Consider the following 20,930-nt stretch of genomic DNA (forward strand, 5'->3'; position numbering starts at 1 on the left):
CGGTTTTTTGGTGAACGACATTGGAAATCCTCGAAACCTCCCGGCCCGGCAAGGGCCCCGGCAAGGCCACCGGCGCTGACGCGAACGCGTCCGCCGCCTCCACCCTGGCCGACACCATCGCCGCCGCCAACGCCAACGGCCGAACCCCACGCGTGGGGTTCGTTTCCCTGGGCTGTCCGAAAGCCCTGGTCGACTCCGAACGCATCCTGACCCAATTGCGCACCGAAGGATACGAAGTCACGCCCGAATACGATGACGCGGACGTCGTCGTCGTCAACACCTGCGGCTTCATCGACAGCGCCAAGGCGGAGTCGCTGGAAGCCATCGGCGAGGCCCTGGCCGAAAACGGCAAGGTCATCGTCACCGGCTGTATGGGCGTGGAGGAATCGGTGATCCGCAGCGTGCACCCCAGCGTGCTGGCGGTGACCGGCCCGCAGCAATACGAAGAGGTCGTGCGCGCCGTGCACGACGCCGCGCCGCCCAGGAAGGACCACAACCCCTACCTGGACCTGGTGCCGCCGCAAGGCGTGAAGCTCACGCCGCGCCACTACGCCTACCTGAAGATTTCGGAAGGCTGCAACCACCGCTGCAGCTTCTGCATCATCCCGTCCATGCGCGGCGACCTGGTCAGCCGTCCGGTGGGCGACGTATTGAGCGAGGCCGAACGCCTGGTCAAGGCCGGCGTCAAGGAACTGCTGGTGATCTCGCAGGACACCAGCGCCTACGGCGTGGACGTCAAGTACCGCAGCGGCTTCTGGAACGGCCGTCCTGTGAAGACCCGCATGACCGAGCTCTGTACGGCCTTGTCCGAAATGGGCGTGTGGACGCGCCTGCACTACGTCTATCCGTATCCGCACGTGGACGAAGTGATTCCGCTCATGGCCGAGGGCAAGATCCTGCCTTACCTGGACATTCCGTTCCAGCACGCCAGCCCGCGCATCCTGAAGGCCATGAAGCGTCCGGCCTTCGAGGACAAGACCCTGGCCCGCATCAAGCGCTGGCGCGAGATCTGTCCGGACCTGACGATCCGCTCGACCTTCATCGTGGGCTTCCCCGGCGAGACCGAGGAAGACTTCCAGTACCTGCTGGACTGGATGCAGGAAGCGCAACTGGACCGCGTGGGCTGTTTCCAGTATTCGCCGGTGGAAGGCGCGCCCGCGAACCTGCTGGACAACCCGGTGCCGGACGAGGTCAAGCAGGAACGCTGGGAGCGCTTCATGGAATTGCAGCAATCCATCTCGGCCGCGCGCCTCGCACGGAAGGTCGGCCGCGAGATCGACGTTCTGATCGACGAAGTGGACGAAGACGGCGCCGTGGGCCGCAGCGCCGGCGACGCGCCCGAGATCGACGGCTGCGTCTACGTCAGCTCGGACAAGCCGCTGAAGGCCGGCGACATGGTGCGCGCGCGCGTCACCGAGTCCGACGAATACGACCTCTGGGCCGACGCGGTCTGAATCCGCCCGCGGGGCTCAGGCTTCCAGCAGCTTCAGCCTCGCCACGCCGCCCGCTAGCGGCGGGCCAGGAAGTCCGACATATCGTCGGCGTGCTCCTCTTCCACGGCCAGTATCTCTTCCAGCAAACGGCGCGTGGTGGAGTCCTGCTCGCCGACGTAGTCGATCATCTGCCGATAGCTGTCGATGGCGATGCGCTCGGCGATCAGGTTTTCCCGGATCATCTCCTCCAGCGATCCGCCTTCGACGTACTCGGAATGGCTGCGATCGAGCAAGCCCTTGGGCGACAGGTCGGGTTCGCCGCCCAGTTGCACGATGCGCTCCGACAGCCGGTCCGCGTGCTCCTGTTCCTGCGCGGCATGTTCGGCGAATTCCGCCGCCACGGGCTCGGCGTTCAAGCCCCGGGCCATGAAGTAGTGGCGCTTGTAGCGCAGCACACAGACGATCTCGGTGGCCAGCGCTTCGTTGAGCAGCTTCAGCACGGCCTGCCGGTCCGCGCGATAGGTGCCGGTCACCGCTCCGGATTCGATGTCCTTGCGCGCCTTCGCGCGTATCGCCTTCACGTCCATCTCGAACGGGCGGCTCGCCTGCGTTTGGGTACGGGTTGCTTGTTCCATATCGTGGCTCCTCTTGGTTGAGTCAAAGCACTGCGACACTGGGCTTCCAGTCGTTCCGAACAACCCAGTCTACCGATCGTGGCGGAACATGCTGTGTCCAAACATTGCCCCCGACCCCCAATACGGCGGCGGCCGAAACCGTTTCCGAACCTTGCGTAAACTATGGGCTTCCCGAAAACCCGTGAAGCAATCTGTAACGGGGAAAAGCCTTACCCGAACGTTTATGACTCTGAAGAATATTTGCGTGTATTGCGGCTCGAACCCCGGCTCCCGTCCGGAGTACATCGAACAGGCCCGCGTGCTGGCCAGGGAACTGGTCCGGCGCGATCTGGGGCTGGTGTACGGCGGCTCGGTGGTCGGCATCATGGGCGTGGTGGCCAATGAAGTGCTGGCCGGCGGCGGACGCGTGATCGGCGTGATCCCGGAACTGCTGTTGAAGAAAGAGCATGCGCACCGCGGCCTGACCGAACTGCACCTGGTGCAGGACATGCACGAGCGCAAGGCCATGATGATCGAAAAGGCCGACGGCTTCATCGCGCTGCCCGGCGGCGCCGGCACGCTGGAAGAGTTCTTCGAAGTCTGGACCTGGGCGCAGCTCAATATGCACCAGAAGCCCTGCGGCCTGCTGAACATCGCGGGCTACTACGATGCGCTGGTCCAGTTCGTGGATCACGCCGTCGAAGAAGAATTCATCCGCCCCCAGCATCGCGACATGCTGGTGGTGGAAGACGACCCCGCCCTGCTGCTGGATCGCTATGCCATCTACGAGCCGCCCAACGTCTCGAAGTGGTTCGATCCGGTCAAGGCCTGACGCGGCCCGCCCCCGAGAAGCCTCTTAACGGAAGCCCTTGCGATGTCCATCGAAGCATTGCCCCCCTCCAGCACCGAATCCGTACTGCGCGACTATTTCCACGCCAAGGACGAGAACCGCCCGCACTACATGGCGCGCGCGTTCGCGCCCGACGCGGTGCTGAAGATGGCCCTGCGCACGCAAGCCATCGCCTTCCCTCCCGAATCGCACGGCCTGGCCGCCATCGCCGATACGCTCGTGCGCAAGTTCGGCCAGACTTACGAAAACGTCTACACCTTCTACCTGTCGCGCCCCGAGCCCGGCGTCCGCCTGCCCGGCTACCGGTGCGACTGGATCGTCGGCATGACCGAAAAGGCCACGGGCAACGTGCGCGTGGGCTGCGGACGGTACGACTGGGAATTCCAGGAAGCGCCCTATCGCGCCTCCAGCCTGGTCATCACCATCGAAACCATGGTGAGCCTGCCGGCCGCGGACGCGGAAGCGGTCTTCGGCTGGCTGCTGGCGCTGGACTACCCCTGGACGAACGCCGCCCGCGTCGTGGCCACCGCGCCGCCGCTTGAAGCCCTGGCGCCGGTCGTGCACTATCTGCTCCATCCCAACGGCGTCTAGCCTCGACGCCGGCGCCGGCCGAGCATTGGATTCCTCACTTGAAATACGACATCGCCGCTTTTGACTTCGACGGAACCTTGGCCGACACCATGCCCTGGTTCAATTCCATCCTGAACACGGTGGCCGACAAATACGGCTTCCGCAAGATCGACGCGGCGGAACGCGATCAGCTTCGGCACCGCGAGGCGTCCGAAATCCTGAAGTTCCTGGGCATTCCGCTCTGGAAGCTACCGGCGATCATGGCGCACGTGCGCACGCTGATGCAGGACATCGACCCCAGCGTGCGGCTGTTCGACGGCGTCCCCGAGGCGCTGGCGCGGCTGAAGGCGGGCGGGCTGCGCCTGGCCGTGGTCAGCTCGAACTCCATCGAGAACGTGCGGCGCGTGCTGGGCGCGGAGACCGCCGCCCTGTTCGACGACTTCGAATGCGGCACCGACCTGTTCGGCAAGTCCGCCAAGATCGATCGCCTGCTCAGGCAGCATGGCACCGCCCCCGAGCGCTTCCTGCTGGTGGGCGACGAAATGCGCGACATCGACGCGGCCCGCAAGGCCGGCGTGCGCGTGGGCTCCGTCGCCTGGGGCTACAACCATGTCGAGGCCCTGCGCGGACGCGGCCCCGACGAACTGTTCCTGACTGTCGGCGACCTGCCCTCCACCCTGACCTGAACCCGGAACCCCGCCGCCATGCGCCTCGATCCCGCCCACCTCGTTTCCGACGCCGATGCGCTGCAAACCTTGTACGGCGCGTCCGGCGAGGCCTCGATCAAGAAGGAAGTGGACCACGTGCATCCGCACTACCGCGCCTTCATCGAAGCCGCGCCGTTCGCGGTATTGGCAACGGCCGGACCCGGCGGGCTGGACGCGTCGCCGCGCGGCGACCCCGCCGGCTTCGTCGTGGTGGAGGATGAAAAAACGCTGCTGCTGCCGGACCGCCGGGGCAACAACCGCATCGACAGCCTGCGCAACGTTCTGGCCGATCCGCGCGTCGCGCTGCTGTTCCTGGTGCCCGGCGTGGGCGAAACCCTGCGGGTCAACGGCGCGGCGCGCATCAGCGTGGACCCGGCCCTGCTGGCGCGCTTCGACATGGACGGCAAGCTGCCGCGCTCGGTGCTCGTCGTCGACGTGCATACCGTGTACTTCCAATGCTCGCGCGCGCTGCTGCGCTCGAAGCTGTGGGATCCCCAGGCGCAAGTGCCGCGCAGCGCGCTGCCCAGCGTCGGCCGCATCCTGTCGGACCTGACCGCGGGCACTTTCGACGGCGCCACGTACGACCGCGAGCTGCCTGCGCGCGTGGCCGGCACCCTATACTGAAACGGTCCGGAGGACCTCTCCATGGCCCGCAATGTCGAAATCAAGGCCCGGGTCGACAACCTGGACGCCATCGAACCCCTGGCTGCCGCGCTGTCCGGCCGGGAGCCCGTGTCCATCGCCCAGGACGATACCTTCTTCGCCTGCGCCAACGGCCGCCTGAAACTGCGCGCTTTCGCCGACGGCGCGGGCGAGCTGATCTTCTATCGCCGCAGCGACGAAGCGGGGCCTAAAGAGAGCTTCTATGTGGTGTCGCGCACGGATTCGCCCGATACCCTGCGCGAGGCGCTCACGCTGGCCTATGGCGCGATCGGCCGCGTCAGGAAGCAGCGGCTGCTGTACCTGGCGGGACGCACCCGCATCCACCTGGACCGGGTCGAAGGCCTGGGCGAATTCCTGGAACTGGAAGTCGTGCTGCGCGACGGCGAAACCGTGGAAGCCGGCATGGAAGAGGCCCGCAGCCTGATGGACGGGCTGGGCGTGGCGCCGGAACGGCTGCTGTCCGGCGCCTACCTGGATCTGCTGGCCCGCAATCCCTGATCCGGTTTGCGGCGCGGGCCTTCAGGCCGGCTGCCAGCCGCGCGCGAACACGTCCACGGGCTGGCGCTTGCCGCCCGCCTTCTGCAATTCGAGCAGCCGCAGCACGCCCTGGCCGGTGGCGATATCGATCCCCGCGCCATCCGCGCGCAGCACGCTGCCGGGCTCGGCCGTCGCGGCCTCGTCCAGCGCCTGGGCGCGCCAGACTTTCACGGGATCGGGCAAGCCGGGCAGGCGGATACTGGCGCCGGGCACGGGGTTGAAGGCCCGCACGCGTCGCGCCAGCAGCTCGGCGGGCTGGGCGCAGTCCAGCGCGCTCTCGGCCTTGTCGAGCTTGGCCGCGTAAGTCACGCCCGCCTCGGGCTGCCTGCGCGGCGTCAGCCCGCCCTTGGCCAGGGCGTCCAGCGCCTCGACGATGGCTTCGCCGCCCACCTGGGCCAGCGCGTCGTGCAACTGGGCCGCGTTGGTGTCGGCCGCGATCGGCACGACGCGCTCCAGCAGCATGTCGCCGGTATCCAGGCCCTGGTCCATCTGCATGATGGTGACGCCGGTCTGCGCGTCGCCCGCCTCGATGGCGCGCTGGATGGGCGCGGCGCCGCGCCAGCGCGGCAGCAGACTGGCATGGATATTCAGGCACCCCAGGCGCGGCAGGTCCAGCACCCATTGCGGCAGGATCAGGCCGTAGGCCGCCACCACCATCGCGTCGGGCGCCACGCGCTCCAGCAGCGCCCGGGCCTGTTCGGCCTCGTCGGGATAGCGGCCGTCCAGGCGCAGGCTGCGCGGCTGGGCGACCTCGATGCCGGCGTCCAGCGCCGCCTGCTTGACGGGGCTGGGCGTCAGCTTCAGCCCCCGTCCCGCCGGACGGTCGGGCTGGGTCATGACCAGGGGGATTTCGTGGCCGGCGGCCCGCAGGGCGTCGAACGCGATACGGGCGAATTCCGGCGTGCCGGCAAAGACTAGGCGCATGGGAATTGGAAAAGAATGAAAGAGGGGCTCAAAGAATCGCGTTTCCGCGCCTGCAGATGCCCTGCCCGATTCGGGGCGCCGCGGAGCCGGCTTCGCCGGTCCGCCAGCGCCGCCCCCCTGAGGGGGCCCGCGAAGCGGGTAGGGGGTGGGTCACGCCCTTTCGCGCTCGGCCTTCTTCAGCTTGGTCTTGATGCGGTTCTGCTTCAGGCTGGACAGGTATTCCACGAACACCTTGCCTTCCAGGTGGTCCAGTTCGTGCTGCACGCAGACCGCCAGCAGGCCGTCGGCCTCGAACTCGAAGGGCTTGCCGTCGATGTCCAGCGCCTTGCAGCGGATGCGGGACGCGCGCTCGACCTCGTCGTAGATGCCGGGCACGGACAGACAGCCTTCTTCGTAGATCTTGTAGTCGTCGCTGCGCCAGGTGATCTCGGGATTGATCAGGACCAGCAACTGGTTGCTTTCCTCGGACACGTCGATCACGACGACGCGCTCGTGCACGTCGACCTGGGTCGCGGCCAAGCCCACCCCGGGCGCGTCGTACATGGTTTCGGCCATGTCGCGCACCAGTTGGCGGATGCGGTCGTCGACCTCGGCGACCGGCTTGGCCTTTTTGTGCAGGCGCGAGTCCGGGTAGCGGAGAATAGGAAGTAAAGCCATCGAAGGGGAATTGCCAGGTAATGGATGCTTGATAAGAGTTTAATTCATTAGAGTCTTGATTTCTAATAGTTTTCGGCTAATTCCGGGATTGGCCGGATTGCTGCGTCCCCGGTTGTTCCACGGTCTTGCTGCGCCACGATTCGGTCCACCCCGCAGCGGCGCTCGGCGCCCTTGCATGCGACACTCACGCACCGCCACCGACGCCCTCGCGCGCCCGCTCCATGCCGCTTACGCAATCCCCGTCCGAACTGTCCGCCTGGCTGCGGCTGTCCCTGGAACCGAACGTCGGTTCGGCCACCGCCTGCACGCTGCTCAGCGCGCTCGGCCTGCCCGAGCAGATCTACGCGCAGCGCGCCACGGCGCTGTCGCGGCACCTGCCCGAGGCGCTGGCGCGCCAATTGGCCGCCCCCATGCCCGCCGACATGGCGGCCCAGGTCGAGGGCGCGCTGGAGTGGGCCGCCGAGCCCGGCCGGCGCGTCCTGACGCTGGCGGACCCCGCCTATCCCCAAAGCCTGCTGACGATCGCCGATCCGCCCATCCTGCTCTACGTCGCCGGCGACCCCGCCTTCCTGCAAGGTCCATCGCTGGCGGTGGTGGGCGCGCGCAATGCCACGCCCGGCGGCCGCGAGAACGCCCGCGCCTTCGCCCGCCACCTGGCCGCGCATGGCTGGCGCGTGGTCAGCGGGCTGGCCCTGGGCATCGACGGCGCCGCCCACGAAGGCGCGCTGGACGCCGGGCCCGAAGGCGCGGGCACGGTGGCGGTCATGGGCACGGGCATCGACCGCGTCTATCCCGCCCGGCACCGCGAGCTGGCGCACCGTATCGCGGCGCATGGCGCGCTGGTGTCCGAACTGCCCCTGGGCACCGGCGCGCTGCCGCAGCACTTCCCCAAGCGCAACCGCATCGTGGCGGGACTGGCGCGCGGCGTGCTGGTGGTGGAAGCCGCAAGGCAGAGCGGATCGCTCATCACCGCCCGCCTGGCCGGCGAATGCGGGCGCGAAGTCTTCGCCATCCCGGGGTCGATCCATTCGCCCCTGTCGCGCGGATGCCATGCGCTGATCCGCCAGGGCGCGAAGCTGGTGGAGACCGCCAGCGACATCACCGACGAACTCGGCGGCGGCCCGATGCCCGCGCAGCGCACCGCCCCCGCCGCGCTGCCGGACCACCCCGTGCTCGACGCGCTGGGCTTCGACCCCCTGCACCTGGATGCGATACAGGCCCGTTGCGGACTGGCCACCGGCGACCTGCAGGCGCAACTGGTGGAACTGGAGCTTCAGGGGCGGATCGCCCGCCTGGACGACGGCCGATACCAGCGCCTGAAGTAGGCGCTAATATTGGGCGATAGCGCCGCAGTCTTGCAGCGCCGCTCATCCCATCCCGGAACAGGAAGAGACATGGCTTTGCCCTCCCGCGTAAAGATCGTCGAGGTGTCGCCTCGCGATGGCCTGCAGAACGAAAAGGAATTCGTGCCCACCGACGTCAAGGTGGAACTGGTCGACCGACTGAGCGCCGCCGGCTTCCCCAATGTGGAAGCCGCGTCGTTCGTGTCGCCCAAGTGGGTGCCGCAAATGGCCGACGGCGCGGACGTGATGGCCCGCATCCAGCGCCGCCCGGGCACGATCTATTCCGTGCTGACGCCCAACATGAAGGGCTTCGAGGGCGCGCTTGCCGCCCGCGCCGACGAGATCGTGATCTTCGGCGCCGCCAGCGAGGCCTTCTCGCAAAAGAACATCAACTGTTCCATCGCGGAATCCATCGCGCGTTTCGAGCCCGTGGTGCAGGCCGCCCGCGAAGCCGGCATCCGAGTGCGCGGCAGCATTAGCTGCGCGCTGGGCTGCCCGTACCAGGGCGAGGTCCCGGTCGAGGCGGTGGCGGACGTGGCGCAGCGCTACCTGGCGATGCAGGTCGATGAAATCGACGTGGCCGACACCATCGGCGTGGGCACGCCCAAGCGCGTGCGCGAAGTGATGGCGGCGGTGACGCGCGTGGTGGATCCGGCGCGCGTGTCCGGCCACTTCCACGACACCTACGGCCAGGCGCTGGCCAACATCCTGGCGGCGCTGGAGTCCGGCATTTCCATCTTCCACACTTCCGTCGCCGGCCTGGGAGGCTGCCCGTACGCCAAAGGCGCCACCGGCAACGTCGCGACCGAAGACGTGCTGTACATGCTGCGCGGCCTGGATATCGAGACCGGCGTGGATTTCGACGCCGTGGTCGACATCGGCCAGTGGATGTCTTCCCACCTGAACCGCAAGGGTTCCAGCCGGGCCGGCAACGCCATTGCCGCCAAACGGGCCGCATGAGCTCGCCGGGCCGCCCCAAGAGCGAATACCGGAATGCGCAGCATGAAGGTAGTCCAGCAAGCTCGCCGGGCCGCCCCCAGGGCGAATACCGGAGTGCGCGGCGCGAAGGTAGCCCAGTGAGCGCGCCCGCCCCCGAGGACCACGCGGCGCTGCTGCGCGCCATCGGCCCCCTGCCCTTGTCGGGCCAGGCATGGCCCGACTGGGTGCGCATCCTGACCTGGGTCGTCCTGGCCGTGCTGGGCGTGCAGGTGGTGACCACCGCCATCCGCGCGCCCTCCCAGCCCTACGATACCCTGCTTATCGCGGCGGTCGCGCTGTGCTTCCTGGGCCTGCTGTTCGTGTCGTGGCACATGCAGACGTCCATCACCACCATCGACGAACGCGGCCTGCGCCAGACCTGGTTCACGCGCCGCGAAGTCGCCTGGGAAGACGTGCGCTACGCGCGCTTCGTGCCCATGGTGTTTTCAAAGCGTTTGGTGGTGTTCACGCACCGCGGACGGCCGATGATCTTCCAGGGCGGAACGCGGGAATTGCGCGCGGCGTTTGTGAGGATTGCGGAGGTCTATACCTCGGGGGGGTGACATACCCCCTATTCCGCGCAACTCCACGTGTCTGACATACCCTCTATTCCGCGTGTCTGACACCCTTATGGGATGAGCTTACGAACTGGTAGCGGTCTACCCGGGTGTCTGACACCGGCCAACTTTGAGAGACCGTCCAAATACGGCCGGTGTCAGACACCCGGGACCATCGCTTCAGCTTGACGGTCACACCATAAGGGTGTCAGACACGCGGAATAGAGGGTATGTCAGACACACGTAGTCATCGTATTGGCAACGCATACATCAACCCCCCCTGCGTCCATTGCGCATTCAACCCGCGCTGGATCTTCAGGGGGCTGCCCTGGCCGACGTTGCGTTCGAAGCTTTCGCCGTAGTTGCCGACCTGCTTGATGATGTTGTAGGCCCATTTCTCATCCAGCCCCAGGTTGGCGCCGCTGCCCGGGGTGACGCCCAGGATGCGCTTGATGTTGGGGTTGGCGCTCTTGGCCTGCTCGTCCACGTTCTTGGATGACACGCCGTACTCTTCGGCCTCGATCATGGCCGACAGCGACCAGCGCACGACGTTCAGCCAGGCATCGTCGCCCTGGCGCACGAAGGGGCCCAGCGGCTCTTTCGAGATGATCTCCGGCAACACGATGTAGTCGTCGGGATTCTGCAGCTTGGAGATGCGGATCGAGGCCAGGCCCGACGCGTCCGTGCTGAAGACGTCGCAACGGCCGGCCGCGAACGCGTTGACCACTTCGTTGAAGGTTTCGATCACGACCGGCTTGTAGCTCACGTTATTGGCGCGCGCCCAGTCGGCCAGCGTGTTCTCGTTGGACGTGCCGGTCTGCAGGCAGATCGTGGCGCCGTTGATTTCCTTGGCGCTCTTCACGCCCAGCGACTTCGGCACCAGGAAACCCTGGCCGTCGTAGAAATTGATGCCGGCATGGATGAGGCCCAGCGCGGTGTCGCGCTGCTGCGTCACGGTGGTGTTGCGGGTCAGCACGTCGACCTCGCCGGACTGCAGCGCGGTGAAGCGCTGCTGCGAATTCAGCGGCACGACCTTGATCTTGTCGGCGTCGCCGAAGACGGCCGCCGCGATGGCGCGGCACAGGTCCACGTCCAGCCCTTGCCACTTGCCCTGGGCGTCGGGCGCGGAAAAACCGGCGAACCCCGTCGTCATGCCGCAAGCCACCGCGCCGCGCTGGCGCACCACGTCCAGCGTGGCCGCCTGCGCGCCCTGCGCCGCCGCCATCAAGAGCGCCGCGCCCATCAACCCTTTTGCAATGTTCATGACCTGTTTCCTGTTCCGCTTCCGGGCGCGAAGACGCGCCGAGGCAAGAAGCTTATAGACATGAAGCGCCCGCGCCAAATAACAAGCGCTTATTTAGGTATGCGCGCCCGGACGGGCCGGGGCGCATGCGCCAGCATAGCAACCGGGCGGGCGGCGGCGGATGCGCGCCGTCAAGCCGCCAGCGAGATCGACACGGGTTCGTTGGCCTCGCAGGCGTCCAGCGCGCGGCCCAGCCGCTGCATGCCCTGCGCGATCTGGCTTTCGTTCATGGTGGCGAACGACATGCGCATGGCGTGCAGGTCGGCCTGCGCCGGGTCGGCGTAGAACGCCTTGCCCGGCACGTAGACCACTTCGTGTTCGATGGCATAGGGCAGCAGGCGGGTGGCGTCCACGTCGCCCGTCAGGCGCGCCCAGAAGAACATGCCGCCCTCGGGCTTGCGGAACGTGATCCGGCCGTCGAGTTCGCGGGCGAGCGATTCGGCCATCGCGTCGCAACGCAGGCCGTAGGCGGCGCGGATGCGCGGCACGTGCTCGGCGTAGCGGCCGTTGGCCAGGTATTGGGCCACCACTTCCTGGATCCAGGCGGACGATGCCATGTCGTCGGCCGCCTTGGCGCCCACGCAGCGGCGGCGGACCTCGGGCGGCGCGACCAGCCAGCCGATGCGCAGCGCCGGCGCCATGGTCTTGGACATGCTGGCCAGGTACACCGCCCAATGGCGGGCCTCGCCTTCGGCCAGGGCCGCGATGGGCGGCACCGCCTCGCCGGCGAAGCGCAGTTCGCTGTAGGGGTCGTCTTCGACGATCAGGAAGCGGTGCTTGACCGCCAGTTCCAGCAGCCGCAGGCGGCGCTGGCGCGTGAGGGTGGCGCCGCAGGGGTTGGAGAACGACGCGACGACGCAGACGATCTTCGGCTTGACCCGGGCGGCCAGTTCGTCCAGCGCGTCCACGTCGATGCCCTCGGGCCCGGACTGCACCGTGTGCACCGTTGCGCCGGTGTAGCGCAGGGCCTGCACGGAATTGGGGAACGCGGGCGATTCGATGATGGCGTGGTCGCCCGGCTGCAGCATGACGCGGCTGAGCAGCGCCAGCGCCTGCTGGGAGCCGCCGGTCACGGCCAGTTCGGTATCGGCGTTGCAGGCCAGGCCGCGATCGGCGGACAGGCGCGCCAGTTCATGGCGCAGGCTGGCCTGCCCGTCGATGTTGGAATACTGCAGGCATGCGCCCAGCCGCGCCATGACCTGCGTCGACGCGATCGTCAGGCCTTCGACGTCGAACAGTTCCTGGGCGGGATACCCGCCCGCCAGCGAAATCGTGCCGGGCCGCAAGGCGTACGGCATCAGCGAGCGGATGGGAGAGGCGGGGGGAGTCAGGAAAGGCGTGGCAAAAGCGTAATCGGGCGCTGCGCTGGACATGGCGGGGGGACTGGAAAAGTGGAGAACCGCGTCGCCCGCAGAGAGGCGGCGCCGGGGGCATAGAACATTGAAATATAAACAAATCCCTTCAAATTCTAAGCCTGCCGATTACGCAGGGTCAACGGCGCGGCCGCGCAGTGTGGCGAAACGATCCCGCACAGTCCTACACTATGGGACATCCTGTTCCCAAGAGAGCTGCATGACCGCCGTAGACACCATGGCCGGGCGCCTTGCCCAGATCCAGCAACGCATCGCCGACGCCTGCGCGCGCGCCGGCCGCCCCCCGGAAAGCGTGACGCTGCTGCCCGTCAGCAAGACCTTCGGCATCGAAGCCATCCGCGAGGCCATGGCGCTGGGGCTGACCCGTTTCGGCGAGAACAAGACGCAGGAGATCCGCCAGAAGGCCGCCGCCCTGGCCGGTCAGGGCCTGAAATGGGTGCTGATCGGCCACCTCCAGACCAACAAGGCCCGCGACGCCGCCCGCGACGCGGCCGAAGTGCAATCCCTGGACCGCGTGGAGCTGGCCGAGGCCCTGCACCGCCGCCTGGTCGGCGAAGGCCGCAGCCTGGACGTGCTGGTGCAGGTGAAAACCTCGTCCGAACCCAGCAAGTACGGCATGGCTCCCGCGGACGTGCCCGCCTTCCTGCGCCGGATCGCGGCCGACTTCCCGACTCTGCGCGTGCAGGGCCTGATGACGCTGGCGGTGAACTCGCCGGACCCCGGCGAGGTGCGGGCCTGCTTCCGCGCCCTGCGCGAGCTGCGCGACCGCCTGCGCCAGGAAAACGTGCCCGGGGTATCGCTGGACCGCCTGTCGATGGGGATGAGCGGGGATTTCGAGCTGGCGATCGAGGAAGGCTCGACGGAAGTGCGCATCGGCACGGCCGTATTCGGCGCGCGCAGCTACCCCGATCCGCAGTAATCCGTCTGCCGGAGGGACGAAAAAGGGGCCCGTTTTTCGGGCCCTTTTTGCGCAAGCGCAAGGCATAATGGCGGCGCAAGAAAAAAGCGACGCGGATTTGACGACGCTCAAGGACGAAATCGTCGCGCTTTCGACATCCCGCACGAGGAGACACCCCATGCATAAACCCATGAAGCGCCTGCTGGCGCTTGCCGCCCTGTCCCTGGCCGCCGGCGCGGCCTCCGCCCAAGCCTGGCCCACCCAACCGGTCCGCTGGATCGTCCCCTATCCGGCCGGCGGCGGCACCGACGTGGTGGCGCGCACCGTGGCCAGCGGCCTGGAAAAAGCGCTGGGCCAGACCATCGTGGTCGAGAACCGGCCCGGCGCCGGCACCATCATCGGCGCGACCGCCATCGCGCAGGCCGAACCCTCCGGCTACGTGGTCGGCACCGCCGACTCCGGCACCCTGGCGTTCAACTCGTCGCTGTACGCCAAACTGTCCTACGACCCGGCCAAGTTCACCTACATCGGCGGCATCGCCAAGTTTCCGCTGCTGCTGGCCGTGAACGTCAATTCGCCGTACAAAACGGTGGACGAGGTGCTCGCGGCCGCCAGGAAGGAACCGGGCAAGCTGACGGCGGCCTCGGCCGGTGCGGGCTCGCCGCATCACCTGGCGCTGGAGCTGTTCAAGCAACGCACGGGCGCCAACCTGCTGCACGTGCCCTACAAGGGCGCCGCGCCCGCCATCCAGGACCTCCTGGGCGGACAGGTCGACCTGATGTTCATCGACCTCGCCTCGGGCCTGCCCAACGTGAAGGCCGGCAAGCTGCGCGTCCTGGCGGCCGCCACGCCCGAGCGCCTGTCGGTGCTGCCGGACACGCCGACCATGGCCGAGCAGGGCGTCGCCAACTTCACCGCCTACGCCTGGCAAGGGCTGGTGGGCCCGGCCGGCTTGCCGGCCGACGTGGTCAAGAAGCTGTCGGCCGACCTGGAAGCCACTCTCAAGACCCCCGCCGTGTCGCAGAAGATCCTGGACATGGGCGTGATTCCCATGCCGATGCCGGCCCAGGAGTTCAAGGCCTACGCCGACCAGGAGCGCAGCGCCTGGGCGGACGTGATCAAGAAGGCGGGCATCAAGCTGGAATAAGCCCGCCGGCAAGAAAAAGCCGCGGCCATCCGATGATGGCCGCGGCTTTTTTTTCGTTGGCGCTCAGACCAGCACGCGCTCGATGCCGCCCGCGTTGGCGCGGCGGACGTATTCCTCCATCCAGCTTTCGCCCAGGATGTGGCGCGCCATCTCGACCACGATGTAGTCCGCCTCCATGCCGGTGTCGCCCTCGTAGCGCGACAGGCCCTGCAGGCACGACGGGCACGAGGTCAGCACCTTCACGTCGCCGGCGAAGCCGTCGCCGCGCAGCGCGGCATCGCCCTTGAGCAGTTCTTCCTGCTTGCGGAAGCGCACCTGCGTGGAGATGTCCGGGCGGCTGACCGCCAGCGTGCCCGACTCGCCGCAGCAGCGGTCGCTCTTGACGGCGTCGTCGCCCACCAGCGAGCGCACGGTCTTCATCGGATCCTGCAGCTTCATGGGCGTGTGGCAGGGGTCGTGGTACATGTAGCGCACGCCCTTGGCGCCTTCGAGCTTGATGCCTTTTTCGAGCAGGTACTCGTGGATGTCGATCAGGCGGCAGCCGGGGAAGATCTTGTCGAACTCGTAGCCGGCGAGCTGGTCGTAGCAGGTGCCGCAGCTAACCACCACCGTCTTGATGTCCAGGTAGTTCAGCGTGTTGGCGACCCGGTGGAACAGCACCCGGTTGTCGGTGATGATCTGCTCGGCCTTGTCCGTCATGCCGTTGCCGCGCTGGGGGTAGCCGCAGCACAGGTAGCCCGGCGGCAGCACGGTCTGCACGCCCGCGTGCCACAGCATGGCCTGCGTGGCCAGGCCCACCTGCGAGAACAGGCGCTCCGAGCCGCAGCCCGGGAAGTAGAACACCGCCTCCGTGTCGGCCGTGGTGGCCTTGGGGTCGCGGATGATGGGCACGTAGTTCGCGTCTTCGATGTCCAGCAGCTTGCGCGCGGCCTGCTTGGGCAGCCCGCCCGGCATCTTCTTGTTGACGAAGTGCACCACCTGCTCGCGCAGCGGCGGCTTGCCCACCGTGGCCGGCGGCGCGGCCGTCTGCTTCTTCACCAGGCCCGACAGCAGGTCGTGGGCGGCGCGCTGCACCTTGTAGCCCACGCCCACCATCGCCTTGCGGGTGGCGTTGATGGTGGCCGGATCCTTGGCGTTCAGGAAGAACATGGCGCTGGCCGTGCCCGGATTGAACGACTTGCGGCCCATGCGGCGCAGCACGGCGCGCATGTTCATGGACACGTCGCCGAAGTCGATGTCGACCGGACAGGGGTTGTAGCACTTGTGGCAGACCGTGCAGTGGTCGGCCACGTCCTCGAATTCTTCCCAGTGCTTCAGGCTGACGCCGCGGCGGGTCTGCTCTTCGTACAGGAAGGCCTCCACCAGCAGCGAGGTGGCCAGGATCTTGTTGCGCGGCGAATACAGCAGGTTCGCGCGCGGCACGTGGGTGGCGCACACGGGCTTGCACTTGCCGCAGCGCAGGCAGTCCTTGATGGATTCCGAGATGGCGCCGATGTCGCTCTGCTGCATGATGAGCGATTCGTGGCCCATCAGGTTGAAGCTGGGCGTCCAGGCGTGGCGCAGGTCGGCGCCGGGCATGAGCTTGCCGGCGTTGAAATGGCCCTTGGGGTCCACGCGGCGCTTGTAGTTCTGGAACGGCGCCAGTTCGGCCTCGGTCAGGAATTCGTATTTCGTCAGGCCGATGCCGTGTTCGCCGGAGATCACGCCGTCCAGGTCGCGGGCGATCTGCATGATGCGCTCAACGGCCTGGTGGGCCTCTTGCAGCATCTCGTAGTCGTCCGAGTTGACCGGGATGTTGGTGTGCACGTTGCCGTCGCCGGCGTGCATGTGCAGCGCCACGAACACGCGGCTTTTCAGCACGCGGCCATGGATGGCGACCAGCTCGTCGACGATCTTCTTGTAGGCCGCGCCCGAGAACGTGCGCTGCAGGCCGGCCAGCACTTCGGCCTTCCAGGACACGCGGATCGTGCGGTCCTGCACCACGTCGAAGACGCGCGCGCCGGGCTGCGCCGCCAGGCGGTCCGACAACGCGGCCTGCAGCTCGCCCAGGCCCAGTCCGTGCAGCTCGGGCAGGGCCCGCAGCAGCGGCATGTCCAGGTTGTCCAGCAGCCACTGCCAGCGCTTGCGGGCGCCGGCCAGCAGTTCCAGCGCCTGGCGCGTGCGGTCGGCCAGCACTTCGGCGCGGGTGGTTTCCAGGTCCGAATCGTCGGCCTTGCCCACCGGCAGCGGCGTGCACAGATAGGCGTCCAGCGCCCCCAGCAGCTTGAGCTTGTTGCGCGTCGAAAGCTCGATGTTGATGCGTTCGATGTGATCCGTGTATTCGCCCATGCGGGGCAGCGGGATCACCACGTCTTCGTTGATCTTGAAGGCGTTGGTGTGGCGGGCGATGGCGGCGGTGCGCGAGCGGTCCAGCCAGAACTTCTTGCGCGCCTCGGGGCTGACGGCCACGAAGCCTTCGCCGTGGCGGGTATTGGCCAGGCGCACGACCTCGCTGGCCGCCGCGGCGACCGCGTCGTCGTCGTCGCCGACGATGTCGCCGATCAGGACCATCTTGGGCAGCACGCCGCGCTTGCTCTTGGTGGCGTAGCCCACCGCGCGCAGATAGCGTTCGTCCAGGTGTTCCAGGCCCGCCAGGATGGCGCCGCGTTCGCGGCCCTCGCCGTCCAGGTAGCCCTTGACCTCGACGATCGACGGGATGGCGTCGCGCGCCTGGCCGAAGAACTCCATACAGACCGTGCGCGTGTGGCGCGGCATGCGGTGCAGCACCCAGCGCGCCGACGTGATCAGGCCGTCGCAGCCTTCCTTCTGGATGCCCGGCAGGCCCGCCAGGAACTTGTCGGTGACGTCCTTGCCCAGGCCTTCCTTGCGGAACACGCGGCCCTGGATCTCCAGCGGCTCGGTCTTCAGCAGGCGTTCGCCCGGCTTGCCGCGGCCGTCGAACCACTTGAGTTCGAAGCGGGCCACCTCCACGTCATGGATCTTGCCCATGTTGTGGTCCAGGCGGGTCACTTCCAGCCAGTTGCCGTTCGGGTCGACCATGCGCCACCAGGCCAGGTTGTCCAGCGCGGTGCCCCACAGCACGGCCTTCTTGCCGCCCGCGTTCATGGCGATGTTGCCGCCCACGCACGAGGCCTCGGCCGAGGTCGGATCGACCGCGAACACGAAGCCCGCGGCCTCGGCCGCTTCGGACACCCGCTTGGTCACCACGCCGGCGCCGGCATGGATGACCGCCACGGGCTCGGAGAGCCCGGGCAAAATACAGGACTCGACCTTGCCGAGCTTGTCGAATTTCTCGGTGTTGATGACCGCCGACTTCCAGGTCAGCGGGATGGCGCCGCCGGTATAGCCGGTGCCGCCGCCGCGCGGGATGATGGTGAGGCCCAGTTCGATACAGGCGGTGACCAGGGCGGCGATCTCGTCTTCCGTGTCCGGCGTCAGCACCACGAAGGGATATTCCACCCGCCAGTCGGTGGCGTCGGTCACGTGCGATACGCGCGACAGGCCGTCGAACTTGATGTTGTCGCGCGCCGTGATGCGGCCCAGCACCTTCTGCGCCTGTTTGCGCATCATGGCCGTCTGGTCGAATTCGCCTTCGAAGGCGGCAATGGCCGAACGCGCCCGCGCCAGCAGGCCGACGACCTTTTCGTCGCGGTGCGGATCGTGGCCGGCCTCGGCCGGCACGTCGGGTTCGCGGCGGCGGTCGATCTCGGCCAGGCGGTGATGCAGGGCTTCGATGAGCTGCTTGCGGCGCTTGGGGTTGTCGAGCAGGTCGTCCTGCAGATAGGGATTGCGGCGCACCACCCAGATGTCGCCCAGCACTTCGTACAGCATGCGGGCCGAGCGGCCCGTCCGGCGCTCGCCGCGCAGGTCGGTCAACAGGCTCCAGGCATCGTCGCCCAGCAACCGGCCGACGATCTCGCGATCGGAGAACGAGGTGTAGTTGTAGGGGATTTCGCGCAAGCGCGCGGGTGCTGCGGGCGGCATCGCCCCGTTCAAGATGTGGCTAGCGAGAGGGGCGTTCATGGCTGCAAGAGGGGCCCGTAAAAAACTATTTTATGCCATTGATCGAGTCTGCCCCCGAATACCCCCAGGGACGCGCCCGAAACCGCGGGGAAACCGGCCTTATATGTCCCCGATTAAATCCGTGCCGGCGCTAGATCTGCCCGGGGAAGAACCACAGGAGACTGGCCGTCATGACCAGGTAGCGCAGGAATTTGCCGATGGCCATGTAGAGCACGCAAGGCCAGAACGACAGCCGCAGCCATCCCGCCACGGCGCACAGCGGGTCGCCCACGGCGGGCAGCCACGACAGCAGCAGGGCCGGCGGCCCCATGCGATGGATCCAGTCGTGGGCCCGTTCGTTCCAGCGCCCGCGCATGCGTCCGCCTTCGGTCGCGTCGGGGTGCGGATGGGGATGTTTTTCCTTCCAGCGCTGGACCGCGCGCTCGGCGCCCAGGCCCATGGCGTAGCTGATGGCTCCGCCCACTGTATTGCCCAGGGTCGCCACCAGGACCGCCGGCCAGAACATGTCCGGGGCCAGCTTGATGTAGCCGAACACGGCCGGCTCGGATCCCATAGGCAGCAGGGTCGCGGACACCAGCGAGACCGTGAAAATCGCGGACAGGCCGACCGAGGGCAGCGCCAGCACCCCCAGCATCCAGTGAACGGCGGATAGCAGACTTTCTTCCATGATGTGGCGCAGTGTAGCCGCGCCCGGGCGGATTTCCCTGCAATAATCTCCCCCACTTTCCCACTCTCGACGCCGCCGCAGTCCATGTCCACCGATTATCTGAAACGCATCCTGACTTCCAAGGTTTATGACGTCGCGGTCGAATCCCCGCTGGAAACGGCGCCCCTGCTGTCGCAGCGGATATCGAACACGATCCTGCTCAAGCGTGAAGATACCCAGGCCGTGTTCAGCTTCAAGCTGCGCGGGGCCTACAACAAGATGGCCAACCTGGCGCCGGCGGCGCTCAACCGCGGCGTCATCGCCGCCTCGGCCGGCAACCATGCCCAGGGCGTGGCGCTGGCGGCCAGCCGGCTGGGCTGCCGCGCCGTCATCGTCATGCCCACCACCAGCCCGCAGGTGAAGATCGACGCGGTCCGCCGCCTAGGCGGCGAGGTGGTACTGGCCGGCGAGAGCTTCTCCGATGCCTACGCCCACGCGCAGATCCTGGAAAAAAAGGAAAAGCTGACCTTCGTCCATCCCTTCGACGATCCCGACGTCATCGCCGGCCAGGGCACGGTGGGAATGGAGATCCTGCGCCAGCATCCCGGGCCGATCGACGCCATCTTCGTCGCCATCGGCGGCGGCGGCCTGATCGCCGGGGTGGCGGCCTACATCAAGCAGCTACGTCCGGAAATCAAGATCATCGGCGTGCAGACGGAGGACTCCGACGCCATGCTGCGCAGCGTGCGCGCGGGCCGCCGCGTGCAGTTGAACGACGTCGGGCTGTTCTCGGACGGCACGGCGGTCAAGATGGTGGGCGCGGAAACCTTCAAGCTCACGCGCCAGTACGTCGACGACTTCGTGGTGGTCAACACCGACGCGATCTGCGCGGCCATCAAGGACGTGTTCCAGGACACGCGCAGCGTGCTGGAGCCCGCGGGCGCGATGGCGGTCGCCGGCGCCAAGCAGTACGCGGCCGAACACAATCTGAAGGGCAAGACGCTGGTGGCCATCGCCTGCGGCGCCAACATGAACTTCGACCGCCTGCGCTTCGTGTCGGAACGCGCGGAAGTCGGCGAAATGCGCGAAGCCATCTTTGCCGTCACCATGCCGGAACAGCGCGGCAGCTTCCGCCGCTTCTGCGAGCTGGTGGGCGAACGCAGCGTCACCGAATTCAACTACCGCATCTCGGACGCCGACCGCGCGCACGTCTTTGTCGGCATCCAGGTGTCGTCGGCCTCCGAGCCCGACAAGATCGCCGCGAACTTCCGCCGCCACGGCTTCGATACGCTGGACCTGACCCATGACGAAATGGCCAAGACCCACTTGCGCCACATGGTGGGCGGGCATTCGGCGCTGGCGCGCAATGAATTGCTGTACCGGTTCGAGTTCCCGGAACGTCCGGGCGCGCTGATGCGCTTCCTGAACGCGATGAATCCGGACTGGAACATCAGCCTGTTCCATTACCGCAACCAGGGCGCGGACTACGGCCGCATCCTGATCGGCATCCAGGTGCCGCCGGCGGACAAGAAGCAGTTCCGCAATTTCGTGGCGGAACTGGGCTATCCGCACTGGAACGAAACCGACAACCCGGCCTACAAGCTGTTCCTGTAGCCGGGGCCGGCGGCCCCGGAAATGCGAGAGGGCCTCCTTGCGGAGGCCCTTCCCTTTCCTGCTCTAGATACGTCCGGCGGCAACCAGTAGGGG

At 67.3% G+C, this 20,930-nt stretch carries 19 protein-coding genes; 12 read left to right on the plus strand and 7 right to left on the minus strand.

The annotated features are described in order from the left end of the window. Nucleotides 1-104: 104 nt before the first annotated feature. Complete coding sequence (gene rimO, locus WHX56_RS02810) at nt 105-1,454, plus strand: 30S ribosomal protein S12 methylthiotransferase RimO (RefSeq protein ID WP_422393652.1); 1,350 nt, start codon at nt 105-107, stop codon at nt 1,452-1,454. Nucleotides 1,455-1,507: 53 nt separating this feature from the next. Here rimO and WHX56_RS02815 read toward each other — a convergent pair whose 3' ends face one another. After that, nucleotides 1,508-2,068, minus strand: coding sequence for a ferritin-like domain-containing protein (locus WHX56_RS02815; RefSeq protein ID WP_129240248.1), 561 nt, complete (start codon nt 2,066-2,068; stop codon nt 1,508-1,510). Between the two features lie 223 nt (nt 2,069-2,291). Here WHX56_RS02815 and WHX56_RS02820 point away from each other — a divergent pair, with 223 nt between their 5' ends. The 5 genes from WHX56_RS02820 to WHX56_RS02840 are packed head-to-tail and all read left to right on the plus strand — an operon-like array spanning nt 2,292 to nt 5,335. After that, on the plus strand, nt 2,292-2,879 hold the full coding sequence (locus WHX56_RS02820; RefSeq protein ID WP_129240250.1) for a TIGR00730 family Rossman fold protein: 588 nt from the start codon (nt 2,292-2,294) through the stop codon (nt 2,877-2,879). Between the two features lie 42 nt (nt 2,880-2,921). Continuing rightward, entirely contained in the window at nt 2,922-3,488 is a 567-nt protein-coding gene (locus tag WHX56_RS02825) for a hypothetical protein (protein WP_129240252.1), read from the plus strand. Between the two features lie 38 nt (nt 3,489-3,526). Then, entirely contained in the window at nt 3,527-4,153 is a 627-nt protein-coding gene (locus WHX56_RS02830) for an HAD hydrolase-like protein (RefSeq protein WP_129240253.1), read from the plus strand. Nucleotides 4,154-4,171: 18 nt separating this feature from the next. Next, entirely contained in the window at nt 4,172-4,798 is a 627-nt protein-coding gene (locus WHX56_RS02835; RefSeq protein WP_338880313.1) for a pyridoxamine 5'-phosphate oxidase family protein, read from the plus strand. A 21-nt stretch (nt 4,799-4,819) separates the two neighbouring features. After that, nucleotides 4,820-5,335, plus strand: a complete 516-nt coding sequence (locus WHX56_RS02840; protein ID WP_338880315.1) for a class IV adenylate cyclase — start codon at nt 4,820-4,822, stop codon at nt 5,333-5,335. 21 nt (nt 5,336-5,356) lie between these two features. Here the strand turns inward: WHX56_RS02840 and fmt are convergent, their stop codons facing one another. Further along, complete coding sequence (gene fmt, locus WHX56_RS02845) at nt 5,357-6,298, minus strand: methionyl-tRNA formyltransferase (RefSeq protein ID WP_338880317.1); 942 nt, start codon at nt 6,296-6,298, stop codon at nt 5,357-5,359. A 150-nt stretch (nt 6,299-6,448) separates the two neighbouring features. Beyond that, nucleotides 6,449-6,955: a peptide deformylase gene (gene def / locus WHX56_RS02850; protein WP_287752989.1), complete on the minus strand. Its 507-nt coding sequence runs from the start codon at nt 6,953-6,955 to the stop codon at nt 6,449-6,451. A gap of 221 nt (nt 6,956-7,176) precedes the next feature. Here def and dprA point away from each other — a divergent pair, with 221 nt between their 5' ends. From dprA to WHX56_RS02865, 3 genes are all read left to right on the plus strand, one after another. Then, nucleotides 7,177-8,280: a DNA-processing protein DprA gene (dprA, locus tag WHX56_RS02855; RefSeq protein WP_338880319.1), complete on the plus strand. Its 1,104-nt coding sequence runs from the start codon at nt 7,177-7,179 to the stop codon at nt 8,278-8,280. A gap of 69 nt (nt 8,281-8,349) precedes the next feature. Then, the gene (locus tag WHX56_RS02860; protein ID WP_129240264.1) at nt 8,350-9,258 is read left to right on the plus strand and encodes a hydroxymethylglutaryl-CoA lyase; all 909 of its coding nucleotides are present in this window, start codon (nt 8,350-8,352) and stop codon (nt 9,256-9,258) included. Nucleotides 9,259-9,374: 116 nt separating this feature from the next. Next, a complete protein-coding gene (locus tag WHX56_RS02865) occupies nt 9,375-9,839 on the plus strand; it encodes a hypothetical protein (protein WP_338880321.1) in 465 nt (154 codons plus the stop codon). Nucleotides 9,840-10,080: 241 nt separating this feature from the next. Here the strand turns inward: WHX56_RS02865 and WHX56_RS02870 are convergent, their stop codons facing one another. Together WHX56_RS02870 and WHX56_RS02875 are read right to left on the minus strand one after the other, a co-directional pair. Next, on the minus strand, nt 10,081-11,097 hold the full coding sequence (locus tag WHX56_RS02870; RefSeq protein WP_129240268.1) for an amino acid ABC transporter substrate-binding protein: 1,017 nt from the start codon (nt 11,095-11,097) through the stop codon (nt 10,081-10,083). Nucleotides 11,098-11,267: 170 nt separating this feature from the next. Continuing rightward, on the minus strand, nt 11,268-12,509 hold the full coding sequence (locus WHX56_RS02875) for a PLP-dependent aminotransferase family protein (protein ID WP_338880323.1): 1,242 nt from the start codon (nt 12,507-12,509) through the stop codon (nt 11,268-11,270). A 199-nt stretch (nt 12,510-12,708) separates the two neighbouring features. Here WHX56_RS02875 and WHX56_RS02880 point away from each other — a divergent pair, with 199 nt between their 5' ends. Then, nucleotides 12,709-13,428 carry a YggS family pyridoxal phosphate-dependent enzyme gene (locus tag WHX56_RS02880; protein WP_338880325.1) on the plus strand — a complete coding sequence of 240 codons (720 nt, stop codon included), beginning with the start codon at nt 12,709-12,711 and terminating at the stop codon, nt 13,426-13,428. Between the two features lie 157 nt (nt 13,429-13,585). Further along, nucleotides 13,586-14,554 carry a tripartite tricarboxylate transporter substrate binding protein gene (locus WHX56_RS02885; RefSeq protein ID WP_338880327.1) on the plus strand — a complete coding sequence of 323 codons (969 nt, stop codon included), beginning with the start codon at nt 13,586-13,588 and terminating at the stop codon, nt 14,552-14,554. A 63-nt stretch (nt 14,555-14,617) separates the two neighbouring features. Here the strand turns inward: WHX56_RS02885 and WHX56_RS02890 are convergent, their stop codons facing one another. After that, complete coding sequence (locus tag WHX56_RS02890) at nt 14,618-18,577, minus strand: FAD/FMN-binding oxidoreductase (RefSeq protein WP_338880329.1); 3,960 nt, start codon at nt 18,575-18,577, stop codon at nt 14,618-14,620. Between the two features lie 130 nt (nt 18,578-18,707). After that, the gene (locus WHX56_RS02895) at nt 18,708-19,244 is read right to left on the minus strand and encodes a YqaA family protein (protein WP_129240278.1); all 537 of its coding nucleotides are present in this window, start codon (nt 19,242-19,244) and stop codon (nt 18,708-18,710) included. Between the two features lie 84 nt (nt 19,245-19,328). Here WHX56_RS02895 and ilvA point away from each other — a divergent pair, with 84 nt between their 5' ends. Continuing rightward, the gene (gene ilvA / locus WHX56_RS02900) at nt 19,329-20,837 is read left to right on the plus strand and encodes a threonine ammonia-lyase, biosynthetic (protein WP_129240280.1); all 1,509 of its coding nucleotides are present in this window, start codon (nt 19,329-19,331) and stop codon (nt 20,835-20,837) included. Nucleotides 20,838-20,930 lie beyond the last annotated feature (93 nt).

It is taken from the genome of Achromobacter veterisilvae (assembly GCF_037619525.1).
Taxonomy (GTDB): domain Bacteria; phylum Pseudomonadota; class Gammaproteobacteria; order Burkholderiales; family Burkholderiaceae_B; genus Achromobacter; species Achromobacter veterisilvae.